This window comes from Bacillus cereus group sp. MYBK139-1, from assembly GCF_051916915.1.
GTDB classification, from domain to species: domain Bacteria; phylum Bacillota; class Bacilli; order Bacillales; family Bacillaceae_G; genus Bacillus_A; species Bacillus_A pacificus.
Genome location: NZ_JBQAHO010000005.1, coordinates 166,711 through 182,469, shown reverse-complemented (window position 1 = coordinate 182,469; position 15,759 = coordinate 166,711). Strand labels below are relative to the sequence as shown.

Here is a 15,759-nt window from a genome sequence, read left to right as displayed (position 1 = left end):
TTCTTACGCTTCTTTAATTGATATAATACTTGTAAATGGTAATAAAACTTCTGTTCCTATTCCTTCTTGCAGTGTTAAAAAGTCATCACCAACTGCTACAATCACACCTGTTAACTGTCCAACTGTCACCGTAATTTCTACGTTTTTACCCAAATACTGCTCTGCAATCTCTTTAAAAGGTGATGTATTACATTCTTTTAAAATGTTACAAATAATAGATTGAAATCTACTTGATTCAATAAATTCTTCCGTAGCTTGCTTAGAGTTTCTTTGAATAAATCTCGCGAAGTTTTGTGAAAATAAAAGTCGTTCCACAGCAGGTAATAACTTATTATCTAAAAAATAATCTAATTGTCTATTAAACAATCTCGATAACTTTTTCCAATACTTACCGAATAAACACATACACTTCTCCTCCTATTATTTTTAAATTATAAAAATATATCCATACATCTTAATGTATACAAAGCAGACTCTTTTTGTGATAGGTAAGACATACATTTTTCAACGAAACAATATGTTCTAATCACAAAAAAAGATAGATGGTATCCCATCTATCTTTTTTTATATCTTAATTTTCAATTGTAACTATCGCAGAAACACCATAATAAACCGCTCTCGGTAATGCTGCCTGTTCACTTATAGAAGCTGTAACAAGAGAGCCACCGCTTGCCGAAAAATACTTAACAGCTTCTAACGGAATACCATCTTCTTTCACATCAATATGTGTTCCATCTCGCCAGTCTATTTTCTGCATTGTTGCTGAAAGATCCCCAGTCACTTTACCAAATTCTTTACCATCCAACCCTAGAAAGATCCATTCCCACTTTGTTAAACTTAGTACTTGTTTCAACTCTCCAATTTTCTTTCCATCTACATTAGAAAAAATATAAAAGTTGCGTACTCCCATCTTCTTTTGAACACGCAATAATCTTTCTCCCGAGTCATTATATAAATAAAATTGTTGCTTATGTAGTCCCTTAAAAAGAAAAGAGAGTACAGCTTGCCATATACTTTGAATCACAAAATCATACTCTTCTTTTAAAAATCCTACTGCACTGCCATCTAATCCAAAGTATGTAATCACTTGAAATACTCCTACCTCTTTGCGAACAACAAATTTTTGTTGCTCCAATAATTCAGAAGTCTCTATATTATAATTTTCCTGTTTGAGCATTTTTGATCTTCGTTTTTCTATAAAGCTATATATTAATAATCCAAATGCCGGTAGTACAACACTTATTAATTTCAGATTTTCTTTCTCCGAAGTGAATAGCATCCCTTTTTTATATTCCATCACTAATCCAATTGCGACGATAATCCATACAATGACAGATACAAAAAAAATGCGTTTCGCATTACGTGCGTGATGCTTATGTATACTCATATCCCTCCCCCTTTTCCATTTACCCCGCTATTTGTCGGGCAGTAAGACCCCCACCTCAAAATTCGTTGAAAGCAAAGAAGTTAGGTAGGGAATCAACTGCCCGTAAAAGCCCGATTGGTTCAACTAATAATCAGTGTGGGATGAAGCCCCCCCACTGATTAAAGTTTCACTTTATTTCATTATCCCATTGCACATACACTTCCTCAATAAAAAAGACTATCCAAAAGGATAGTCTCTTACACTTCAATATTTCGCAACATCGTATAAATGTCGTTATTCACTTTACCAAATGATTTAATGTTGTTTTGAATGTTAGATAATAAAACAACATACACACTTCCATTTTTACTAAATCCATTTAAACAGTTCCAGCCTGGCATTACACCGTGATTCGAATAACTTCCCGGGTCTACATACCAACCAAATCCGTAATCCTTTTTCACGGCCGTAAACATTTGATCATAGCTCTCTTTTGAAATTAACTTTCCAGAGAAGAGCGCTTCATTAAATAAATATAAATCATGGGCACTTGTATATATATCACCACAACCATAAAGTTGTGACATACTTGGAATATTAGGTGTTGTCATATTGTTATTTACTATTTTATAACCTGTCGATGGAAATCTTGTTTGTTCTAGCTCTCTACCAAAACCAGAATGTTTCATACCAGCAGTAGCAAAAATATGTTGTTTAATATACTCTTCTAACGGTTGTCCGCTTACCTTTTCAGCAATATAGGCGAGTATCGAATAGTTAGAATCGGAATACTTCCATTTCTCTCCTGGACTTCCAATACGCTTTTGCTTTCCTATTCGTTTTATCAATTCTTCATGAGAGATATCCTCTGTTCCCTGCTCATACTCTGGAATTCCTGACGTATGTGTTAGTAAATGTTTTAACTGAATACCATTACCTTGAGGGAAATCTGGAATATACTTCGCAATCGTATCCTCTACATTTAACTTATTTTGATCTTTTAATTGCATAATAGCAGTCGCTACAAAAGCCTTTGAAATAGAACCAATATAAAAAGTTGTCTCTGAATTATTCGGTACTTGTTTTTCTTTGTTCGCCATACCGTATCCTTTATTCAAAAGAACCTTTCCGTTCTTCACAATAACCGCTGTCCCGCTAAATCCTGTTTTTTGCAAATATTGATCTAATTGAGCGTTTTCATTAATTTCTTGAGGTGGTCCCTCAGCAGGCTTTTCCACAGCTTGTGCTTGCTTCACTTGTTCTTCCTGCTCTTTTTGTTTTTTTGCTTCTTGCTTCTTTTTTTCTTCTTTCTTTTTTAGCTCTTCTTGTTTCTTCATTTCTGCTGCAGCTTTTAAAGTTTCTTCTTTCTTACTATGCGCAACAATTTTTGTATACATGAAATATATAAGTGAAAATAGTAAGACGAGAATGATTGTTCTTTTTATGTATACAATTGGCCGACGTGATTTCCCATTCGCATTGTTTTTTTCGTGATCCATGATTGCTTTTTTCCCCTTATTTACCGATAATTTAATTCCACTACACAAGATTCATTCCGGATCTTTTTCATAGATTTTCGACATTCCATTCGACGTCATCCCTACTTTATCACGCACTGCACATATTACCAACCTATATGCACAAAAAAGAAAAAGAAAATTTACAAAAGTAAGATTCCCGTTAAATTTTTAATAAAAAAAAGAGGATACCCTCTAAAAAACTGATGTTATCAATTTTTTTTGGATATCCTCTTATCTAATTATTTATACGTGTTTTTTCATATCATCGGCAACAGATTCAACATTTGTACCTACGATAACTTGGACACTCGTATTACTTAATTTCATAACACCTTTTGCACCAGCACGTTTTAATGCTGCCTCGTTTACTTGACCAGCATCTTTCACTTGTAAGCGTAGACGTGTTGCACAGTTATCAATAACTGTTAAGTTTTCTTTTCCACCTAAAGCTGCTACGTAAGTTTCACCAATTGAACCTGCAACTGGAGCTTCTTCACCTTCAGCTACTTCCTCTTCATCTTCACGACCAGGAGTTTTTAGGTCGAACTTCTTAATTAAGAAGTAGAATACTACAAAGTAAATTGCTGCGTAAATTAAACCAATTCCTGCTAATAATACTGGTTTTGTTGCAATACCGAAGTTTAAGAAGTAATCGATTGCCCCAGCACTAAATGAGAAACCATCGTGAATGCCAAGTGTTGTTGTAATGAATAGAGACAGACCTGTTAATACAGCATGAATACCATATAATACTGGTGATAAGAACATGAATGAGAATTCAATTGGCTCTGTAATACCAGTTAAGAATGAAGTTAATGCTAGACCACCTAACATACCTGTAACCATTTTACGTTTTTCTGGTTTAGCAGCTGCAATCATTGCGAAACATGCTGCTGGTAAACCGAACATCATGATCGGGAAGAAACCAGTCATAAACATACCTGCTGATGGATCTTTTGCAAAGAAGCGTGCAATATCACCATGAACGATATCGCCAGCCGCATTTGTAAAGTCACCAAGTACGAACCAGAAGTATGTGTTCATTACGTGGTGTAAACCGATTGGAATTAATAAACGGTTTAATAATCCGAATAAACCAGCACCAATTGAACCTAAGTTTACGATACCATGTGCTACTGCATCAATACCACTTTGAATTGTTGGCCAAATTTGACCGAATACTAATCCTAAAAGTAACATTACGATTGAAGTAATGATTGGTACGAAACGTTTTCCTGCAAAGAACCCTAACCATTCTGGCAGTTTAATCTTATGGAATTTGTTGTATAGTAATCCCGCAACAACCCCTGCAATAATACCACCGAGTATGGCCATATTGATTTTCGGCGTTAACGCCGCTGCTTTTGAAACCTTTGTCATTGTATCTGCTAATTTAGTTGGATCTACTGAACCGACTAAATCTTGAACACTTTTTAATTTATCATTTAACTCTGCTGCTGAATACGTCTTACTTAGAGCATTCGTTGTATTTTGTAAAACAAGATATCCGATTGCTCCGGCAAGTCCAGCTGCTCCACTACCGTCAACAGACAAACCGATTGCAACACCAATTGCAAAAATAAGTGCTAAATTATCAAAAATTGCTGCACCGGCCTGTGCCATAACAGGAATGTTAAATACGTCTTCTTGTCCTAAACGAAGCAATAATCCTGCTGCTGGTAGTACGGCAATTGGAAGCATTAACGCTTTACCAATACGTTGTAGAAACTGCAACATTTTAATTCCCCCTATCAAATTTATGAAATCGTTATCATTATAAGTACGCCTTAGAAAACGCTTTCTATTTACATAACCATAATAACATATAGTTGTATAGATGTGTAGTTTTTATTTTTGAATTTTTTATGGATAAATCTCCTATTTCCAAACTGTTATATAAAAGGAAATTTCTCCTTTTTTACTACAGAATATTCAAAACGAAAGACCCTCTATAGAACATGCAACTTTCGTTTTATCATTCCACTTTTTCATGTTATTATTTATTTCCGAGCATATCGGGAAAAGTAAACTTAGTTAATTCGAAATAGGAGCGTTGGTACTATGCAGTGCATTGAAACAAACAACTTACAACAGTTGTTAGAACAAGTAAAACCATATACGAAAAAAGGAAAGCTTGCTACTTATATCCCCGAACTAGGAAATGCCAATCCAGATGATTTAGGGATTGCCATTTTCCATAAAGAAACAGAATACATCCATGCTGGCAACTCACAAACACTATTCACTCTTCAAAGTATTTCAAAAGTAATTACACTTGCACTTGCCCTTTTAGATCGTGGTGAAGAATATGTATTTTCTAAAGTTGGAATGGAACCAACTGGTGATCCATTTAATTCTATTATTAAGTTAGAAACGACAAGTCCTTCTAAACCACTTAATCCAATGATTAATGCAGGGGCACTAGCCATTACAAGCATGTTAGCAGGTAAAGATAATGAAGAAAAAATGGAGCGCATTCTTCATTTCGTACGTGAAATAACAGATAATCCTACTATTAATTATTCTTCTAAAGTTGCTAATTCAGAATTAGAGACAGCTTACTTAAATCGCTCACTTTGTTACTATATGAAACAAAACGGAATTATCGATTGTGACATTGAAGAGCTGATGGATTTATACACTCGTCAATGTGCAGTTGAGGTAAACTGTATCGATTTAGCACGTATCGGCTTAATTTTTGCGATGGATGGATATGATCCATATAAGAAAAAACAAATTATCCCTAAGCATATTACAAAGATTTGTAAAACATTTATGGTTACATGCGGTATGTATAACGAGTCTGGTGAATTTGCGATTCGTGTTGGTATCCCCGCAAAAAGTGGTGTAGCTGGTGGCATTTTCGGCTGCGTAAAAGGAGAAATGGGAATTGGTATTTTCGGACCAGCTTTAGATGCAAACGGAAATAGCATCGCTGGTTTTAAAATCCTTGAACTTCTTTCTGCTCAAGAAGGTTGGAGCATTTTTTAATTCAGAGCCATCCTGCTATACTAGCAGGATTTTTTTATTCCATAAAAACCTTAACTTTATCAGCTACCAATCCCCTACAAAAACAGTACTGAAAGTTTCTCTATATCATGCATATTTGCTCCCCCAACCTGAATAGTATAGTACAACCTAGCGCTATATGTGGAGGTGTGAAGGATGAAACTAATATTTCAGATGGAAAAACAGCCTGTTCTTGAAAAAACAATTCTTCTCTTTATATTGAGTATTGTAGAAAGCTTAAAGTTAAAAGTGGTTTCACTCGATGAAGCTCACCGATACATATTCAATTTAGAAGTACTTGAACTATTAATGGATCGGAACATCGATGATCAAGTACTTGAACTTATTCATTTCGGAATGGGACTTGAAGACATTCATCATGTGCTTCCCGAAGAATTTGAGCATACGATTGAAGAATTAAAGTGGCTTTGTATCCAAGTATTAAGTGAGTACAGTATGCATGAAGAATCGGAACAATTAATTGAAGATATACGTTAAAAAAGCACCTATGTAGGTGCTTTTAATGTTTTTTTAAACTATTTTTATACGTTTCAATATTTACTGGTAGCTCTTCCTCTTCTAAAGTATGTTCATTTACATCTTTATGAATGAATGCTCCTTTAGGTGGTTGATGGTCATGCCCTTTTTTCTTATGATCAAATGCTTTTCCGCGTCCCATACGGATCCCCCTTTCTTTAAAAGAAATCCGTATTAGTATGGAGAAAAGTACGTCGATATATGCAATCCTTTGCCATATTTCCAAGGAAATACTCGAACGTTGTTTTTTGTTCTCCTTACAACAACTGATCGATCCCAATAAGAATTAATAACACTCCCGCAATAACCGTAGCCCATTTCCCTAAGTATTCTGCTAAGTATCGTTTTCCTACATACGAAAAACCACTTATACAAATAAAACTAAACACACCAGAAATAATCGCTGTAAGCCAAAGGTTTAAATTTGTTACCCCAGCATCAAATCCACCTGCAATATTATTAATTGATAATGCAACGCCCAAAACAATTGCTTCTGAAAAACTAATTGTTTTAGAACCATCAAAATCTGCTTTTTCCGGATCACGTAAAATCCCCATAAGTACACTATCATCTTTAGAGTCTACGGTCTCTTTTTTACTCAAGAAAGGCTGACATAAAATAAACACTCCAATTATTCCTAAAACAATTGCCCCTATCAAATTTGCCGTGAAATCTGAAATAAATAATGCGATCCAACTCCCAAAAAAGCCAGCTAATAAAGTAAATAAAAACCCAAAAAATGCGATGATAAAATTGTTGAACCACGAAATTCTAATTTTACGAATGCCATATGCAATCCCAACACCTGCATTATCTAAATTAGAAGCAATCCCAATTAAAAGAATTGAAAATAGACCTGCCGTACTCATAAACAGCCACCCCTTTTTCTCACTTTTCCATGCATCTTATGAAAATGTTGAGCAACTGTGCCTGTCTGTTTCATATACATGTAATAAATGCTCAACATTTTTTCAACAACAAAAAGGAGTGCCTTCGCTATGCCTAAAGAAAATCCAAATGAGCGGCTTAGTACATTAATAAAAAAACTTTTAAAAGAACGTGCCTTATCTATGCGCCAACTCGGAATGCTTACAAATATTGATCCCGCAACAATCTCAAGAATTATGAATGGTAAACAACCGCCAAAACAAAAACATCTACAAAAATTTGCAGAATGTTTGCAAGTTCCACCCCAATTGTTATTTGATGAAATGTATCCTGATTCTCCACACATTAATAAAGAAAAGACGGATATGTACACATCTCTTGATACCATTCAGCAAACGCTGCAATCCTCTAACTTATTCGATTTCGACTACACAACAACCCGTGTGAAACAAGAACTTGAGAACTATGAACGATATGCTCAAACAACAGAAGGAGAAAAACGTATTCATGACAGTTTTGCAAGTAAGCTAGAACAAATTGATAGTGCTGGTCCTTTCATTGAACAATTAACGGATATGTATCAACAATTTTGCAATGAAACGATTCCAAAAGAAGAGCGTGCAGTTCTTGGGGGGGCATTACTGTATTTCATTTTATCGACAGATATTATTCCTGACTATCTCTTTCCAATTGGCTATTTAGATGATGCAATTGCTGTTGAATTAGCAAAAGAGAAATTAATCGAACTAAAACGAAAGACATAGAAAAATAAAGTGAAACTTTAATCAGTGAGGGGGTTCTTCATCCCCCACTGATTATTAACCCTCACCAATCGGACTTTAATGGGCAGCCCGTCCCCCCACCTAACTTCTTTGCTTTCGCTGAATTTTGAGGTGGGGGTCTTACTGCCCATTAAAGCGGGATAAAGAACTATTTCAGTTGTTTCTATTCAACTCTGAAATAGTTCACTAAAAAATCGTACAAGTATACATACCTGTACGATTTCAACATACTAATCTATTTTTTCGTATGACACCATTCATATATAAATGCTGTTATTACTTTTGTAAATTCGATTAACTGTTCCACTTCAACTTTCTCATTTATTGAATGAGCCTCTTCTAATGTACCTGGTCCGTAAATAACAGCTGGAATATGAAATTCACTAAACCAACCACCATCCGTTACCGTTGCAGACATATCTAAAATTGCATTTTTAGATAAAATTAATTCATGTACTGAGCTAAGCGTTTTTACAGCTGCATGTTCACTATCTATTTCTAAAGAAGGGAAAATTTCACCACGATCCACAATCATTGATTCTCCGCCCCACTTAAATTTTGGTGGATTTTCACTTAACCATGGATCGGCAGCTGCTACTTTCCCAATATACTCTTCAATTTCTTTTATTATTTGTTCATATGTTTCATTCGGATAAAAGTGTACTGTTATCCATAACCGGCACTCATCCGCAATAAACGCTGCATGTCTTCCGCCCTCAATAACAGCTGGATTAATTGTTGTTGTTCCAGATGGATAGCCTTCATATGTTTTCATGACTGCCCAATGACGCTCTAATTCTTGTAAACTTTGCACAATTTTCATCATTTTTTCAATCGCACTCGCTCCGAATAAACGTCCTCCAGCATGAATCATTTGCCTGCGTGTTGCATCATGAAACGTTTGGGGGCTTTTCACAGTAATCCATCCAGTAATTACGCCGCCCTGTCCTTGCATATGTAAATCACTCGTATCCACTACGACTGCAAAATCAGCATCATAACCTCTTTTACAGCATTGAAGTGTTCCTGCCTCTCCAACTTCTTCCCCAATTACGGATTGAAAGATTAAATCTCCAGGTAATTCAATGCCAGCTTCTTGTAAAAGCTGAATAGCAAATAGCGCTCCAGCTAATCCCCCTTTCATATCAGCCGCACCACGTCCAACTAACCAACCATCTTTTATAAATGGCTCAAACGGATTCGTCTCCCACTCCTCATCTGCTGTCACTTCAGCTACATCCATATGTCCATTAATAATAAGACTTTTATGTGTGTCACTTTCTATCCCTTTTTTCACCCCAACAACGTTCGGATCATTCTGATATACATCCCATTTATCAACACTAAAATTTCGTTTTCTTAAAAACTCTGCAACAAATTCTTGCGCCTCATTTGTGTTTCTCGCCGGCGGTGCTGGTGTTTCAAAACGGATTAATGTTTTTGTAAGTTCTAGCAATTCCTCTTTCCTTACATCTATTTGTTTTAGCAACTGCGAAACTTCTGGATTCATCACTAAATTCCCCTTTGCATACGTAGTATGTTTCCAGCTTTATTTTCACAAAAAAAGAGACTGTTTACAATTTTACAGTCTCCGAATTACTCAATATTATAAACTTTCTACTTCTGTTGTATTTGTCTTTTCAATATGTTCTACTTTACGTGCCTTATTTCTTGTCGCACGGTAAAACAGTAAGCAAACAATCATAAATGGAATACCACAATATAACGCCATTCTTTGCTCTGGAATAAAGGCCATAGCAACAATTACTGTTACATTTAATAATAATGCAAGCAGTGGTACGAATGGATATAGCGGTGTTTTAAATTTCAAGTCTTTCACATCCCCGCCCTGCTTTATATACGCCCTTCTAGCTAATAAGTTAGATAGAGCAATAGATGCCCAAACTAATATCGCCCCAAATCCAGCAATAGATAGTAACCATAAATAGACTGTGTCTTCCGCATAAATGCCGGATAGTAATGAGAGACACCCTACAATCGTACTTACAATTAATGCATAAATAGGAACGCCGCTTTTAGATAACTTACTAAAAATCGGACTAATCATTCCTTGATTAGACATAGACCATAGCATACGAGAAGTTGCATATAACCCTGAATTTGCAACGGATAGAACTGCTGTAATAATAACGAAATTGATAATATCGGCTGCATAAGGAATACCAATTTTATCAAATACAACAACAAATGGGCTTTCTATCACGCCTGCTTGCTGCCAAGGGAATAACCCCGCAAGAATAAAAATAGATAATACAAAGAACACCAGTATACGCCAAACTGTATTATTAATTGCCTTCGGGATCGTTTTCTCTGGATTTTCACTCTCACCTGCTGCAATGCCGACTAGTTCTGTTCCTTGGAAAGAAAAATTAACTGCAATCATCGTAACTAAAATAGCTGATAAACCATTCGGAAACAGCCCACCGTAATCAGTAAAGCTAGAGAACATCGGTGCTGGTTCATTTCCTTTCATATCTAGAAAACCAAACATTGCTGCCCCGCCCAAAATAATAAATGCAATGATCGTAATTACCTTAATACTTGCAAACCAAAATTCAACTTCTGCAAAACTTCTTGAAGATAACGCGTTGATAGCAAAAAGCAGTACCGCAAACACTACGCACCAAATCCATGAAGGTACATCAGGAAACCATCGTTTCATTAAAATGCTAACTGCAATGAGTTCAATCCCTATCGTAGCTGACCAGTTTAACCACGACATCCATCCGACTACATAACCAGCTGCAGGGGAAATGTGCTTCGTAGCATAAGTTTGATAAGATCCTGCGTCAGGCATTGCAACAGCTAACTCTCCAAGACAGAGCATCGTTAAATACATAACAAATCCTCCGACAAGGTACGCTACAATCGCTCCTCCTGGTCCAGCTTCATGAATTGTATACCCAGATCCTAAAAAAAGACCAGTACCAATAACTCCTCCAAGTGCAATCATAAATATGTGCCTGCTTTTCAATTCTCTTTTTAGTCCTTGATTTTGATTCATCATATAAATCCCCCCTTTTCATTTTGTAAACCTATTAAATGTAAGCGTTTTAAAAATTCTTTATCGTAAAATAAATTATTAAAAAGTGCAAAATACATATAATGCTATTAATCACTACCTGTTATTAAAAGATCATCCCTCATTGTTATTAATAACTTTTGATCAGCGATAGCTTGTCCTTCTACTACTTCTAATGATTCAATATACCCACTTATTCCTACCTTAATTTCTACTTTCTGTTTATCTGTCGTTTCAATTAACGCTAATTTCTCCCATTCGTATACGTAAGAACTTTCTGTAACAAATAACTTCTCTACTTTCCCGTAACAAGGACTATACACGCCTTCTATAACCGTCTTCACTTTATAAACTCCTCCTTCTTATTAACTGGTACTGAAACGTTGCATATCCCTCCTTTAAAGATTTCTACTATTATTTATGCAAAAAACATACCAATCTCCAATTCCTATTTAAAATGAGGATTCCTCACCAAAAAATCTTCCTAACCGCAAAATTTTTCTATCATTTAAGAGATTTTAAAAGAAAAATAGCAAAAAAATTTTGCGATTTTATAAGAATTTTAATAAAATTATAAAAAGTCAGTCTTCATAGGGTGAAATGAGGAGAAGATAATCTATGCGTACAGAAGACATTAATTTTAAACAGATCATTGAAATGAATATGCTATATGAAACTTTGCTCAATGAACTCGATATCGGGATTCATATTATTAATGAGGAAAGTAAAACGATTATCTATAACCGCAAAATGATGGAAATTGAATCAATGGAGCGCTCAGATGTGCTATATAAAAGTCCTTTAGAAGTATTCGCATTTGAAGAAAATAAAAATAGTACTCTTATAGAAGCATTAAAATTAGGAAAAACAAACAAAAATATAAAACAAACTTATTTTAACAATAAAGGGCAAGAAATTACGACGATTAACGATACTTTCCCTATAATAGAAAACGGAAAAATTAAAGGCGCTATTGAAATTTCAAAAGAGATGAATCACTTAAAGCAAACAATAAAAATGGACTCTTCCCGAAAACAAAACACTAAATTTACCTTTGATCACATAATTGGTGATTCTGAAGCCATTCAATCCACCATTGCGGAAGGAAAAAGGGTAATTCGCACATCATCCTCCATACTTCTCGTAGGAGAAACAGGAACTGGAAAAGAACTATTTGCACAAAGTATCCATAATGAAAGTCAACGTTCAGGCAAACCATTTATTTCGCAAAACTGTGCCGCTATACCTGATACACTCATGGAAAGCTTATTATTTGGTACGAACCGCGGTGCATTTACAGGAGCTATCGATAAAGCCGGTTTATTTGAAGAAGCAAACGGAGGAACTTTGTTATTAGATGAGATCAATTCGTTAAGTCCAGCACTTCAAGCGAAGTTACTGCGAGCTATACAAGAAAAAACAATACGAAGAATCGGAGGCACACAAGAAAAAGAAATTGATGTTCGTATTATAGCAACTATTAATGAAGACCCTCTTGAAGCTATGACACACAATCGATTGCGGGAAGACTTATATTACCGATTAAGTGTCGTTACTTTATGTCTCCCGCCTTTACGTGAACGAAAAGAAGATATTCCTGCTCTTGTTCAACACTTTATCGAAAAGTACAACATTCAATTTGGACTGGGCGTAACAGATGTAGATGTACATGTAAGAGAATTCTTATATGCATATGATTGGCCTGGAAACGTACGAGAATTGGAACATGTCATTGAAGGTTCAATGAATTTAGTTGAAGATGAAAATATCATTACAGCGTTTCACCTTCCCACTCGCTTTCGCGAACGAATAAAAAAAGAATTCAATATGCAACCTCTCCTAACTAATAACGATACTGATGCGCCAAAAACGTTAAAGCACACAATAGCAGAAATGGAAAAGAACTACATCAATCAAATTTTGAAAGAGTATCACGGTAATATTTCACAAGCTGCAAAATTTTTAGGATTAAGTAGGCAAAACTTACAATATCGAATTAAAAAACTGCATTTACACATATAAAATGAAACTTGAATCAGTGGAGGTTTTGTCCATCTTCCACTGATTACTAGCCCCATTTTTATTTCCTACTAAAACGGGATTAATCTTTTTTCCAAGTACAAATAAATATTTGGTAAAATATGCTACAATAAACATATAACATACTAGAAAGGAACGATATATATGAGTAATGATAACAAATTAAAGTTATTACAATACTTAGCCTTCTTCCCTACCCTTGTATGTATGATGTTACTCATTGATATGAATGCCTATCCTTATGCAAAACTACTAACAACAATTAGCGGCTCTTTTGCAGCTATTATGCTTGCTACTTTTTGGAATTTGAAGATACGTATGAAGAAAGAGAAATCTTCTTAACGCCAAAACATAAAAAATCGAGCCTACACAGCTCGATTTTTTTACTGATTATTAAAACTCAACATTCTCCAAATACAAACCACTCGCCTCAGCAAGACAATTAATTTGATTACGTTGTTTCGCCTCTAAAATTTGAGGAATCGCCTCGGCATCTAATTGTCCTAATCCAACTTCAATTAATGCTCCAACAATTTTTCGGACCATGTTATGAAGGAATCCGTTACCACTTACTCTAATTTGTACAAATCCTGCTTCTTCCATCACTTCAAGTGTATATACTTCTCGCACCATAGACTTTTTCTTTGATTTTGCATTTGAAAAAGCAGTAAAGTCATGTGAACCAACTAAATGTTTTGCAGCCTCTTTCATGCTTTTCACATTTAATTTTTTATTCACATGCATGCTGTATTTACGCATAAATGGGTTCGTGTGCTCTTCATTCCAAATTTTATAAAGGTATGTTTTTGCTTTAGAATTGTAACGGGCATGGAATCGATCATGTACTTCTTCTACATTCGTAATGCTAATATCATTAGGTAAATATTGATTTAAATATTTTTTCACTTTATGTGCCACTAACTTCTCATCACTTTGAAAGTTAGCAACTTGATTCAAAGCATGTACACCAGCGTCTGTTCTACTACAACCGATAATTTCAGTTTCTTTTCCGACCATTTCAGAAATGACACTCTCGATTTTTCCTTGAATCGTATTATCGTTATTGCCGAGACGTTGCCATCCTTTAAAACGTGCACCGTCGTACTGAATCGTTAATTTATAATTATGCATAATATTCTCCTTCATAGAAAATATTCCCTCATACCATGAGGGAATATTAATAAACTTTACTTTCTAACAAGCTTCACTACATTTTCTACATGAGCTGTATGCGGGAACATATCAACTGGTTGTACATATTCCACTTCATAGCTCTCCATTAACGCTTGTACATCACGTGCTAATGAAGAAGGGTTACAAGATACGTACACAACTTGTTTCGGCTTCACTTTTAAAATTGTTTCCAGTAATTTATCATCGCAACCTGTACGTGGTGGATCAACAACAATTACATCTGGACGCCATCCTTCTTTTACCCATTTCGGTAACCATTGTTCAGCTTTACCTGCTTCATATTTCGTATTTGTAAATCCGTGACGCTTCGCATTTTTTCTTGCATCTGCAATTGCTTCTGGAATTACATCCATACCGCGTACTTCCGCTACATCATTTGCAAGCCAAAGTCCAATTGTACCAACACCACAATACGCATCTACAATTTTCTCATTGCCAGTTAAGGCAGCGGCTTTTTTCGCTTCATTATATAAAACAACCGTTTGTTCTGGATTCAACTGGAAGAATGCACGTGCTGATAATTCAAATGATAAATCACCAAGTGTTTCTTGAATTACTTCTTTTCCAGCTAATTTAAATGTTTTATCACCAAAAATAACAGATGTTTTACGCCAGTTTACATTTTGCATAATTGATTTAACAGCTGGCATCTGTTTTTGTACTTCTGCAATAAATTGTTCTTTATTTGGCAACTCTTCTTTTGTTGTAATAAGTGTAACTTGTACTTCCCCTGTTTGAACTGCAGTACGTGTCACAATTGTACGTACTAAACCTTTTTGTTTTTTCTCATTGTAAATAGAAACATTTAATTTTTCTAAAATACGTCTTACAACTTTTGTCGCTTCATTCGTTGCTTTATGTTGAATCATACAATGAGCAATATCAATTAACTGATGTGAATTTTGTTTATACAGTCCTGTAATAACCTTTTCGTCTTTACGCCCCACTTGTAGTTGACTCTTATTACGATAATGCCATGGATTTTCCATGCCAAGCGTCGGACGAATTTTCTCTTCCAAACCGTTGTTCATATACTTCTGGAATGCTTGTACAACGATATCACGCTTTTGATTTAATTGTTCTTTATAGTCTAAATGTTGCAATTGGCAACCGCCGCACTCTTCATATACGGGACATGGCGCTTTCACGCGATGTGGTGAAGCTTTACGAACCTTTTTCACTTTCGCTTCAGCGAAGCCACGCTGAATTTTCGTCGTTTCAGCAACAACTTCTTCTCCTGGTAATGCCCCTGGAATGAAGACAACTTGTCTCTTAAAATAACCAACGCCTTCTCCGTTAATCCCAAGACGTTTAATTGTCACAGGAAACGTTTGACCAACTTCCAACTTACTCTCATGTTGCTTTTGTATCATTATTACA

General features: G+C 35.3%; 16 protein-coding genes. 5 read left to right on the top strand and 11 right to left on the bottom strand.

What is annotated here, in order from left to right:
- Nucleotides 1-3: 3 nt before the first annotated feature.
- The 4 genes from ACTFRS_RS23550 to nagE form a co-directional block, all read right to left on the bottom strand.
- Nucleotides 4-405 (bottom strand): hypothetical protein, encoded by a 402-nt coding sequence (locus ACTFRS_RS23550; RefSeq protein WP_000335520.1) that lies wholly within the window; start codon nt 403-405, stop codon nt 4-6.
- Between the two features lie 166 nt (nt 406-571).
- Complete coding sequence (locus tag ACTFRS_RS23545) at nt 572-1,387, bottom strand: sugar ABC transporter ATP-binding protein (protein WP_440025148.1); 816 nt, start codon at nt 1,385-1,387, stop codon at nt 572-574.
- Between the two features lie 236 nt (nt 1,388-1,623).
- Nucleotides 1,624-2,865 carry a serine hydrolase domain-containing protein gene (locus tag ACTFRS_RS23540; RefSeq protein WP_440025150.1) on the bottom strand — a complete coding sequence of 414 codons (1,242 nt, stop codon included), beginning with the start codon at nt 2,863-2,865 and terminating at the stop codon, nt 1,624-1,626.
- Between the two features lie 264 nt (nt 2,866-3,129).
- Nucleotides 3,130-4,623, bottom strand: coding sequence for an N-acetylglucosamine-specific PTS transporter subunit IIBC (gene nagE / locus ACTFRS_RS23535; RefSeq protein WP_000938882.1), 1,494 nt, complete (start codon nt 4,621-4,623; stop codon nt 3,130-3,132).
- A gap of 324 nt (nt 4,624-4,947) precedes the next feature.
- On the opposite strand from nagE, the gene glsA reads away from it, so the two are divergent.
- Both glsA and ACTFRS_RS23525 read left to right on the top strand, forming a co-directional pair.
- Nucleotides 4,948-5,877 (top strand): glutaminase A, encoded by a 930-nt coding sequence (gene glsA, locus ACTFRS_RS23530; protein WP_001149853.1) that lies wholly within the window; start codon nt 4,948-4,950, stop codon nt 5,875-5,877.
- 174 nt (nt 5,878-6,051) lie between these two features.
- Nucleotides 6,052-6,393 carry a DUF3969 family protein gene (locus tag ACTFRS_RS23525; RefSeq protein WP_139869510.1) on the top strand — a complete coding sequence of 114 codons (342 nt, stop codon included), beginning with the start codon at nt 6,052-6,054 and terminating at the stop codon, nt 6,391-6,393.
- A 22-nt stretch (nt 6,394-6,415) separates the two neighbouring features.
- Here the strand turns inward: ACTFRS_RS23525 and ACTFRS_RS23520 are convergent, their stop codons facing one another.
- Together ACTFRS_RS23520 and ytaF are read right to left on the bottom strand one after the other, a co-directional pair.
- Nucleotides 6,416-6,574 carry a hypothetical protein gene (locus ACTFRS_RS23520; protein ID WP_000532411.1) on the bottom strand — a complete coding sequence of 53 codons (159 nt, stop codon included), beginning with the start codon at nt 6,572-6,574 and terminating at the stop codon, nt 6,416-6,418.
- A 115-nt stretch (nt 6,575-6,689) separates the two neighbouring features.
- A complete protein-coding gene (gene ytaF, locus ACTFRS_RS23515; RefSeq protein WP_139869509.1) occupies nt 6,690-7,301 on the bottom strand; it encodes a sporulation membrane protein YtaF in 612 nt (203 codons plus the stop codon).
- Between the two features lie 129 nt (nt 7,302-7,430).
- Here ytaF and ACTFRS_RS23510 point away from each other — a divergent pair, with 129 nt between their 5' ends.
- Complete coding sequence (locus ACTFRS_RS23510; RefSeq protein ID WP_001123724.1) at nt 7,431-8,084, top strand: helix-turn-helix domain-containing protein; 654 nt, start codon at nt 7,431-7,433, stop codon at nt 8,082-8,084.
- A 253-nt stretch (nt 8,085-8,337) separates the two neighbouring features.
- Here the strand turns inward: ACTFRS_RS23510 and ACTFRS_RS23505 are convergent, their stop codons facing one another.
- From ACTFRS_RS23505 to ACTFRS_RS23495, 3 genes are all read right to left on the bottom strand, one after another.
- Nucleotides 8,338-9,612: an acetylornithine deacetylase gene (locus tag ACTFRS_RS23505; protein WP_318160938.1), complete on the bottom strand. Its 1,275-nt coding sequence runs from the start codon at nt 9,610-9,612 to the stop codon at nt 8,338-8,340.
- Between the two features lie 96 nt (nt 9,613-9,708).
- A complete protein-coding gene (locus tag ACTFRS_RS23500) occupies nt 9,709-11,130 on the bottom strand; it encodes an amino acid permease (RefSeq protein ID WP_139869507.1) in 1,422 nt (473 codons plus the stop codon).
- Between the two features lie 104 nt (nt 11,131-11,234).
- Nucleotides 11,235-11,489: a biotin/lipoyl-containing protein gene (locus ACTFRS_RS23495; protein ID WP_139869506.1), complete on the bottom strand. Its 255-nt coding sequence runs from the start codon at nt 11,487-11,489 to the stop codon at nt 11,235-11,237.
- A gap of 274 nt (nt 11,490-11,763) precedes the next feature.
- Here ACTFRS_RS23495 and ACTFRS_RS23490 point away from each other — a divergent pair, with 274 nt between their 5' ends.
- Nucleotides 11,764-13,167: a sigma-54 interaction domain-containing protein gene (locus tag ACTFRS_RS23490; RefSeq protein ID WP_139869505.1), complete on the top strand. Its 1,404-nt coding sequence runs from the start codon at nt 11,764-11,766 to the stop codon at nt 13,165-13,167.
- A gap of 162 nt (nt 13,168-13,329) precedes the next feature.
- Nucleotides 13,330-13,527 carry a hypothetical protein gene (locus tag ACTFRS_RS23485; protein ID WP_139869504.1) on the top strand — a complete coding sequence of 66 codons (198 nt, stop codon included), beginning with the start codon at nt 13,330-13,332 and terminating at the stop codon, nt 13,525-13,527.
- Between the two features lie 51 nt (nt 13,528-13,578).
- Here ACTFRS_RS23485 and truA read toward each other — a convergent pair whose 3' ends face one another.
- Together truA and rlmD are read right to left on the bottom strand one after the other, a co-directional pair.
- Entirely contained in the window at nt 13,579-14,316 is a 738-nt protein-coding gene (truA, locus tag ACTFRS_RS23480) for a tRNA pseudouridine(38-40) synthase TruA (protein ID WP_139869503.1), read from the bottom strand.
- 56 nt (nt 14,317-14,372) lie between these two features.
- Nucleotides 14,373-15,752, bottom strand: coding sequence for a 23S rRNA (uracil(1939)-C(5))-methyltransferase RlmD (rlmD, locus tag ACTFRS_RS23475; protein WP_440025153.1), 1,380 nt, complete (start codon nt 15,750-15,752; stop codon nt 14,373-14,375).
- Nucleotides 15,753-15,759 lie beyond the last annotated feature (7 nt).

What these genes read in the sequence shown, in the direction of transcription:
- ACTFRS_RS23550 (WP_000335520.1), bottom strand. Translation starts at nt 405, where the DNA reads ATGTGTTTATTCGGTAAGTATTGGAAAAAGTTATCGAGATTGTTTAAT.
- ACTFRS_RS23545 (WP_440025148.1), bottom strand. Translation starts at nt 1,387, where the DNA reads ATGAGTATACATAAGCATCACGCACGTAATGCGAAACGCATTTTTTTT.
- ACTFRS_RS23540 (WP_440025150.1), bottom strand. Translation starts at nt 2,865, where the DNA reads ATGGATCACGAAAAAAACAATGCGAATGGGAAATCACGTCGGCCAATT.
- nagE (WP_000938882.1), bottom strand. Translation starts at nt 4,623, where the DNA reads ATGTTGCAGTTTCTACAACGTATTGGTAAAGCGTTAATGCTTCCAATT.
- glsA (WP_001149853.1), top strand. Translation starts at nt 4,948, where the DNA reads ATGCAGTGCATTGAAACAAACAACTTACAACAGTTGTTAGAACAAGTA.
- ACTFRS_RS23525 (WP_139869510.1), top strand. Translation starts at nt 6,052, where the DNA reads ATGAAACTAATATTTCAGATGGAAAAACAGCCTGTTCTTGAAAAAACA.
- ACTFRS_RS23520 (WP_000532411.1), bottom strand. Translation starts at nt 6,574, where the DNA reads ATGGGACGCGGAAAAGCATTTGATCATAAGAAAAAAGGGCATGACCAT.
- ytaF (WP_139869509.1), bottom strand. Translation starts at nt 7,301, where the DNA reads ATGAGTACGGCAGGTCTATTTTCAATTCTTTTAATTGGGATTGCTTCT.
- ACTFRS_RS23510 (WP_001123724.1), top strand. Translation starts at nt 7,431, where the DNA reads ATGCCTAAAGAAAATCCAAATGAGCGGCTTAGTACATTAATAAAAAAA.
- ACTFRS_RS23505 (WP_318160938.1), bottom strand. Translation starts at nt 9,612, where the DNA reads ATGAATCCAGAAGTTTCGCAGTTGCTAAAACAAATAGATGTAAGGAAA.
- ACTFRS_RS23500 (WP_139869507.1), bottom strand. Translation starts at nt 11,130, where the DNA reads ATGATGAATCAAAATCAAGGACTAAAAAGAGAATTGAAAAGCAGGCAC.
- ACTFRS_RS23490 (WP_139869505.1), top strand. Translation starts at nt 11,764, where the DNA reads ATGCGTACAGAAGACATTAATTTTAAACAGATCATTGAAATGAATATG.
- ACTFRS_RS23485 (WP_139869504.1), top strand. Translation starts at nt 13,330, where the DNA reads ATGAGTAATGATAACAAATTAAAGTTATTACAATACTTAGCCTTCTTC.
- truA (WP_139869503.1), bottom strand. Translation starts at nt 14,316, where the DNA reads ATGCATAATTATAAATTAACGATTCAGTACGACGGTGCACGTTTTAAA.
- rlmD (WP_440025153.1), bottom strand. Translation starts at nt 15,752, where the DNA reads ATGATACAAAAGCAACATGAGAGTAAGTTGGAAGTTGGTCAAACGTTT.